Below are 5,861 nucleotides of genomic sequence, written 5' to 3'. Positions count from 1 at the left end.
TCATCGTCCGAGAACGTGGTCAGGAAGACCACGCGCGCCGCCGGGTCCTCGGAAAGGATCTGCTCCGCCGCCCACAGGCCGTCGCGGCCCGGCATCTGGATGTCCAGGAGCGCGACGTCGGGGCGCTCCTGCTCGTAGAGGCGAGCGGCCTGGTCGCCGTCCGCTCCCACGCCGCAGACCTCGATGCCCTGCGCGCCGAGGATGATCTTGAGCGAGTCGCACACCAGCCTGTCGTCGTCCGCGATGATGATCCTCATGCCTTGGCCTCGCTTTTGTTCGATGATTTGGGGATGGAGGCGAACACGCGCCAGCCGGGGACGTCCGCGCGGGCGCCCGCTCGGAAGGAGCCGCCGAGGGCCTCGACGCGCTCGCGCATGGACGAGAGGCCCATGCCGTCGCGGGAGGCGGGGGCGGGTTTCTTTCCGTCCGGGCCGGTGCCCGCCGCTGCGCCGCCCGCGCCCTTCTTGCCGCCGGCGCCCGCCGCGCCACCGTTGTCCACAATGACCAGCTGATAGAAGGCCGGATGCTCGAAGCACCGGACCTCCGCGCGCGTCGCGCCCGAGTGGCGCAGCGTGTTCGCGAGCGATTCGCGCAGCAGCGCGACGAAGCAGGTCGAGACGTTCGCGGGCACATGCTCGCACGCCACGTCGAGCTCCACGTCGAGCCGCGTCCCGCCGGATACCTCCCCCGCGACCTTGCGCATCTGTGTCCCGAGGTCGACCGAGTCGTCGCGCAGCGCATGGACGCTCGAGCGCACCATCGCGAGCGCGTCGTCGACCGTTGCCTTGACGTCGGCGAAGTCCGCCGCGACGCCCGGCTCGCCCGCATGCACCACGCGCAGCGCCTCCGCCTGCAGCGAGGCGCGCGTGAGCTGGTGGCCGACGTTGTCGTGGATCTCGCGCGCGATGCGGGCGCGCTCGGCGAGCGTGGCGAGCTCGACCTCGTACTCCTGGCGGCTCGCGAGGTCACGGTTCCTCTCCTCGAGGCGAAGGGCGCGTTCCTGCAGGTCGTCGCGGGTATTTTGCATACGCTTCCGCTCGCGCTCGAGCTCAGTGGTCCTTAAGGAAAGGAGGGTCGCCACCAGTGCGAAGAGCGCCACAAGAGCCGCCTGCCGCGCCCCGAAGGCGCCCGCGCGCGCATGCACTGCGATCGAGGCGGCCAGGAGCGCCCCCGCCGCGATGAGCGGCCAGGCGTGCTCGCGAGAACAGCCGCGGGCGACGTCGTAGAGCGCCAGCGGCGAGAAGGGCACGACCGGCGCGGCGAGCATCGACGCCGCGATGTAGGCGAAGGCGGCGGCCTCCGACGCGCGAAGCGCGCCCTCCCCGCGCGCTGCCTCGGCAAACGCGCACAGGGCGACGGCGGCGCAGGCCGCGGCAACGAGCCCGGCATCCACAGGCAGCCCCGCGGCAGCGGTGAGGCAGCACGCGAGCACAATCGTCTTGTCGAAGAGCCTGTTCATGGGCCTATTGTAATGGGGCTCGCCGCGGACGGGACAGTGACAAAACTCACTTCCGCCGCCCTCCCCGTCCCCCGTACGATGGAAATGACGAAAAGGGACAGTCCCTTCTCGTCATCGCGCTAAAAATGACGAAAAGGGACTGTCCCTTTTCGTCACGGAAGGAGGACGGGATGACGGACATCGTTCGCGTGGAGAACCTCGTCAAGCGCTACGGCGACCTGTTGGCGCTCGACCACTTCAGCCTGCGCATCGCGCCCGGCGAGATCTTCGGCCTGCTCGGCCCCAACGGCTCGGGCAAGACCACCTCGATCAACTGCATGCTGCAGCTGCTCACCTACGACAAGGGCGCGATCGAGCTGTTCGGCGAGCCGATGTCGCCCACGCGCTACGACCTTAAGCGCCGCATCGGGGTGGTCCCGCAGCAGATGGCCGTCTTCGACGAGCTCACGGTGCGCGAGAACATCGATTACTTCTGCAGCCTCTACGTGGACGACCGCGCGCGCCGGCGCGAGCTGGTGGATGAGGCCATCGACTTCGTGGGCCTTGCCGACTACGTCAAGTTCCGACCAAAGAAGCTCTCCGGCGGCCTCGCGCGGCGCCTGAACATCGCCTGCGGCATCGCTCACAAGCCGGAGCTCATCTTCTTTGACGAGCCGACCGTGGCCGTGGACCCGCAGAGCCGCAGCTCCATCCTCGACGGCATCTGTCACCTGCGCGACGAGGGTGCCACGGTGGTCTACACCAGTCACTACATGGAGGAGGTCGAGCAGATCTGCTCCCGCATCATGATCATGGACGGCGGCCGCACCCTCGCGGAAGGCACGAACGACGAGCTCAAGCGCATGATCTCCATGGGCGAGAAGGTCGTGATCGAGGTCGCGGAGCTGCCCGACCAGGTGCTCGCCGCCGTGCGGGAGCTGCCGCACGTGCTCGCCGCGGACGTTGCCTCAGGCACGCTCACCTGCTCGTGCGAGGCCTCGCCGCACAACCTCACGGACATCCTCGACTGTTTGCGCTCCCGCGGCGTCGCGCTCGGGCGCATCTACTCGGAGCCGCCGACCTTGAACGACGTCTTCCTCGAGATAACCGGCCGCGAGCTGCGCGATTAAGGCCTGGAGGGCATCATGTTCACAACCATTAAGGTCACGATCCTCACGAACGCGCGCCGCGCGGACTTCTGGATCTGGTGCCTCGCCTTCCCCATCATCCTGGCGACGCTCTTCATCTTCATGTTCGGCAGCCTCAAGAACTCGGACACCGTGATATCCGTGCCCGTCGCCGTGGTCAAGGACGCCTCCTGGGAGGGGTCGGGCTTCTCGCAGGTCGTGGGCGCGCTGTCGGGTGAGGGCGACGAGAAGGACGCGGGCGACGGCGCCGCCGTTGCCACGGGCGCCTCCGACGGCTCGCTCCTCGACGTCCATGAGGTCGCATCGATCGCCGAGGGCGAGAAGCTCCTCGACGATGGGCAGGTCTTCGGCGTCTACGCCGTCGACGCCGACGGCGACCCGAAGGTTACCCTCGGCGAGGGCGCAGGCTCCACCGACGGCACGAGCGAGAAGAGCGTGAACCGCTCCATCCTCGAGGCCGTGGCGAGCTCCTACACGCAGACCGTCTCGCTCGTCGAGCGCGCCGTCCGCGAGAACCCCGCGATTCTCTCCGACCCCTCCGCGATCGCGGGCGCCATCGGCCTGCAAGCCGAGATCGAGCGCGTGAGCCTCACCCGCTCGACCCCCGACGACACGGTGCGGTTTTACTACGCGCTGCTCGGCATGGCCGCGCTCTTCGCGAGCACGACCGCGGCGATCTCGCTGCTCCACGCGGCGGGAGACCTCAGCCCGCTCGGGGCGCGTCGGTGCGTCGGCGGCCAGGGCAGGCTCAAGATGCTCACCGGCACGCTCATCGGCTGCTGGGCCTCCGCGTATTTCTGCCTCGTGCTCGTCTTCCTCTACGTGCGCTTCGTCGCGGGCGTCGACTTCGCGGGCCGAGAAGGGCTCGCGCTGATTGGCCTCGCCGCGGCGTCGTTCCTCGCGGTGACGCTCGGCATGCTCGTGGCGGTGCTTCCGCTGCGCGGCGGCGAGCAGTCGCGCACGGGGCTTCTTACCGCCGTGAACTGCGGCGGGTCGCTCTTCGCGGGCCTCTACGGCATGCCGGCGATGACCCTTGCCGACGAGATCGCGCGCGCCTGCCCCGCCGAGGCGTGGCTCAACCCGCCCAAGCTCATCAGTGACACCTTCACCGACCTGTACTTCTACGAGAGCACGCAGCCCTTCTTTGCCCACGTCGCCGTGTGCGCTGGGCTCGGCGTCGCGCTCCTGGCCGTTGCGACTTTGATTTTTAGGAGGCAGCGCTATGAGCACCTTTAAGGCCGCGCTGCGCGTCGCCGCCGCGCACCCGCTCTACATCGTCATCTACACCGTCTTCGTCTCGCTGATGGGCGTCTTCGTCGCGCTCTCCGTCGCGAGCGGGAGCCCGGACGGGCCCGCGAACGCCCCCGCGCAGGGCAGCGCCTACGAGCCCTACGGCGCGAAGGTCGCCGTCGTGGACCGCGACGGGTCCGTGCTCTCGCGCGCCCTCGGCGACTACCTGGGCGGCCGTTACGAGTGCGTGGACGTGACCGACGACGAGGCGGAGCTCCAGGACGCCGTGGCCACGGGGCGCGCGGACTGCGTGTTCTTCGTGCCGGCGGGCTTTAGCGAGGAGCTTCTTTCCGCCGCGCGGTCGGGCGGCGAGCTTCCCCAGGTCCAGGAGGCCTACGGCGTGAGCACGCAGGCGTCCGCCCTCGCCGGCATGGACGTGCAGCGTTGGGTCTCCCTCGCGGCGGCGAGTGTATCGCTCGACCCGTCAGCGAACGAGGCGCAGGTCATCGACCTCGCCGAGCGCTCCGCCGATGAGCGCGCGGACGTCGAGGTCCACGTTGCGCAGGCGGAGAACTGGGCCGTCGACCAGATCTCGGTCTTCCTCAAGTTCGCCTCCTATGCCATCACGTCCTCGGTCGTCATCTCCGTGGGGCTCGTCCTCTCCGTGCTCTCCGAGCCGGAGCTCCGGCGCCGTCTCGAGGCGGGGCCGCAGACGCCGCGCTCCCGCGCGCTCGGCACGCTCGCGAGCTGCCTCGTGCTCACGCTCGCCGTCTGCACGGTGACCACCCTCGTGGGGCTCGTGGGCCTTCGCGGCGCCGTCGCGTCGCTCCCCGCCTGGCAGGTCGCGCTCGCGTTCGGGACCAGCTACGTGTTCGGCCTCGTGCCGCTCGCGATCGCCTTCCTCCTCGGCAGCCTCGGCGCGCGCGAAGAGGCCCTCAACGCATGCGGCAACATCCTCGGCATGGTGATGAGCTTCATGGGCGGGGCCTGGGTGCCGCTCTCGTTCATGGGCGCGACGGTGGTCGCGGCGGCGCACTTCTTACCGACGTTCTGGACCAACGCGGCGATCGACGCAGCGCTGGGCGCGGCCGACTCGGGATTCAGCGCCGCGGGGGCGTCCGCCTACCTGACCGGCATCGGCATCACGGCGCTCTTTGCCGTGGCGATCGCCGCGGTCGGGCTCGCGCTCGCGAGGAACCGGCAACAAGGGCGGTAGTCAGGGGCTTAGAGCGTGCCGAAGATCCTATCGCCGGCGTCGCCGAGGCCGGGGACGATGTAGGCGGCCTCGTTCAGATGGTCATCGATGGCGCAGGTATAGACCTGCAGCTCGGGATCGTGGCCGAGCAGCGCCGAGAGGCCCTCTGGCGCCGAGACGAGGCAGAGCATCTTGAGGTTGGTCACGCCGCGTGCGCGCAGGGCGTCCACCGCCATGATCGCGGAGCCGCCGGTCGCGAGCATCGGGTCCACGATGAGGACGGCGCGCTGGTCGATGTCGCGCGGCATCTTGCAGTAATACTCGTGGGGCTCGTGGGTGACCTCGTCACGCTCCATGCCGATGTGGCCCACGCGCGCGGCAGGCGCGATCTCGAGCAGGCCGTCGACCATCCCGAGGCCGGCGCGCAGGATCGGCACCACAGCGAGCTTGCGGCCCGCGAGGCGCTTGCAGGTCGCGGGCGCCACGGGCGTCTCGACCTCGCAGTCCTCGAGTGGCAGGTCGCGCATAGCTTCGTAGCCCTCAAAGATGGCGAGCTCGCGGACAAGCTGGCGGAACTGCTGGGTCCCGGTATGGACGTCGCGCAGGATCGAGAGCTTGTGCTGGACGAGCGGGTGGTCGACGAGCGTCACGCGGGTCGCGTCGTACGAGATGGCCATGGGTCGCCTTTCTTGTGGGCAATAGTCAAACGAATGATACACCGAGGGAGCGGTGCGCTCGCGGCGGCCGATTCTGGTGCCCGATTGCTCGCCGCATGGCAAGCGGAAATAAGGGCGGGCGCCACACGGGAAACCAGCCCGAGAACGGGTGGATAATCTCTTCCGAGCTTTTT

At 69.2% G+C, this 5,861-nt stretch carries 6 protein-coding genes; 3 read left to right on the top strand and 3 right to left on the bottom strand.

Annotated features, from left to right (window positions below; all coding sequences use genetic code 11):
- A partial coding sequence (locus tag ACT84W_RS06850; protein WP_444328667.1) for a response regulator occupies positions 1–257 on the bottom strand: 257 nt, incomplete at its 3' end.
- Positions 254–1,459: a sensor histidine kinase gene (locus ACT84W_RS06845; protein ID WP_444328666.1), complete on the bottom strand. Its 1,206-nt coding sequence runs from the start codon at positions 1,457–1,459 to the stop codon at positions 254–256. The genes ACT84W_RS06845 and ACT84W_RS06850, both read right to left, overlap by 4 nt.
- A 170-nt stretch (positions 1,460–1,629) precedes the next feature.
- Here ACT84W_RS06845 and ACT84W_RS06840 point away from each other — a divergent pair, with 170 nt between their 5' ends.
- Genes ACT84W_RS06840 through ACT84W_RS06830 form a run of 3 tightly spaced genes read left to right on the top strand, consistent with a single transcriptional unit; the run spans position 1,630 to position 5,032 of the window.
- Entirely contained in the window at positions 1,630–2,568 is a 939-nt protein-coding gene (locus ACT84W_RS06840; RefSeq protein WP_444328665.1) for an ATP-binding cassette domain-containing protein, read from the top strand.
- A gap of 15 nt (positions 2,569–2,583) precedes the next feature.
- Positions 2,584–3,822 (top strand): ABC transporter permease, encoded by a 1,239-nt coding sequence (locus ACT84W_RS06835; protein ID WP_444328664.1) that lies wholly within the window; start codon positions 2,584–2,586, stop codon positions 3,820–3,822.
- Positions 3,809–5,032 (top strand): ABC transporter permease, encoded by a 1,224-nt coding sequence (locus tag ACT84W_RS06830; protein ID WP_444328663.1) that lies wholly within the window; start codon positions 3,809–3,811, stop codon positions 5,030–5,032. Before ACT84W_RS06835 ends, ACT84W_RS06830 begins: the two co-directional genes overlap by 14 nt.
- A gap of 8 nt (positions 5,033–5,040) precedes the next feature.
- On the opposite strand, the gene upp is transcribed toward ACT84W_RS06830, so the two are convergent.
- A complete protein-coding gene (upp, locus tag ACT84W_RS06825; RefSeq protein ID WP_417576303.1) occupies positions 5,041–5,688 on the bottom strand; it encodes a uracil phosphoribosyltransferase in 648 nt (215 codons plus the stop codon).
- Between the last annotated feature and the right edge of the window lie 173 nt (positions 5,689–5,861).

It is taken from the genome of Paratractidigestivibacter sp., assembly GCF_052362415.1.
Classification (GTDB): domain Bacteria; phylum Actinomycetota; class Coriobacteriia; order Coriobacteriales; family Atopobiaceae; genus Paratractidigestivibacter.
Note: the sequence above shows the minus strand (reverse complement) of the source record. Positions and strands in the feature narration are given on the sequence as shown.

Bases quoted from the DNA above. Each gene is read 5' to 3' on its own strand.
- ACT84W_RS06845 (WP_444328666.1), bottom strand. From the start codon at position 1,459: ATGAACAGGCTCTTCGACAAGACGATTGTGCTCGCGTGCTGCCTCACC.
- ACT84W_RS06840 (WP_444328665.1), top strand. From the start codon at position 1,630: ATGACGGACATCGTTCGCGTGGAGAACCTCGTCAAGCGCTACGGCGAC.
- ACT84W_RS06835 (WP_444328664.1), top strand. From the start codon at position 2,584: ATGTTCACAACCATTAAGGTCACGATCCTCACGAACGCGCGCCGCGCG.
- ACT84W_RS06830 (WP_444328663.1), top strand. From the start codon at position 3,809: ATGAGCACCTTTAAGGCCGCGCTGCGCGTCGCCGCCGCGCACCCGCTC.
- upp (WP_417576303.1), bottom strand. From the start codon at position 5,688: ATGGCCATCTCGTACGACGCGACCCGCGTGACGCTCGTCGACCACCCG.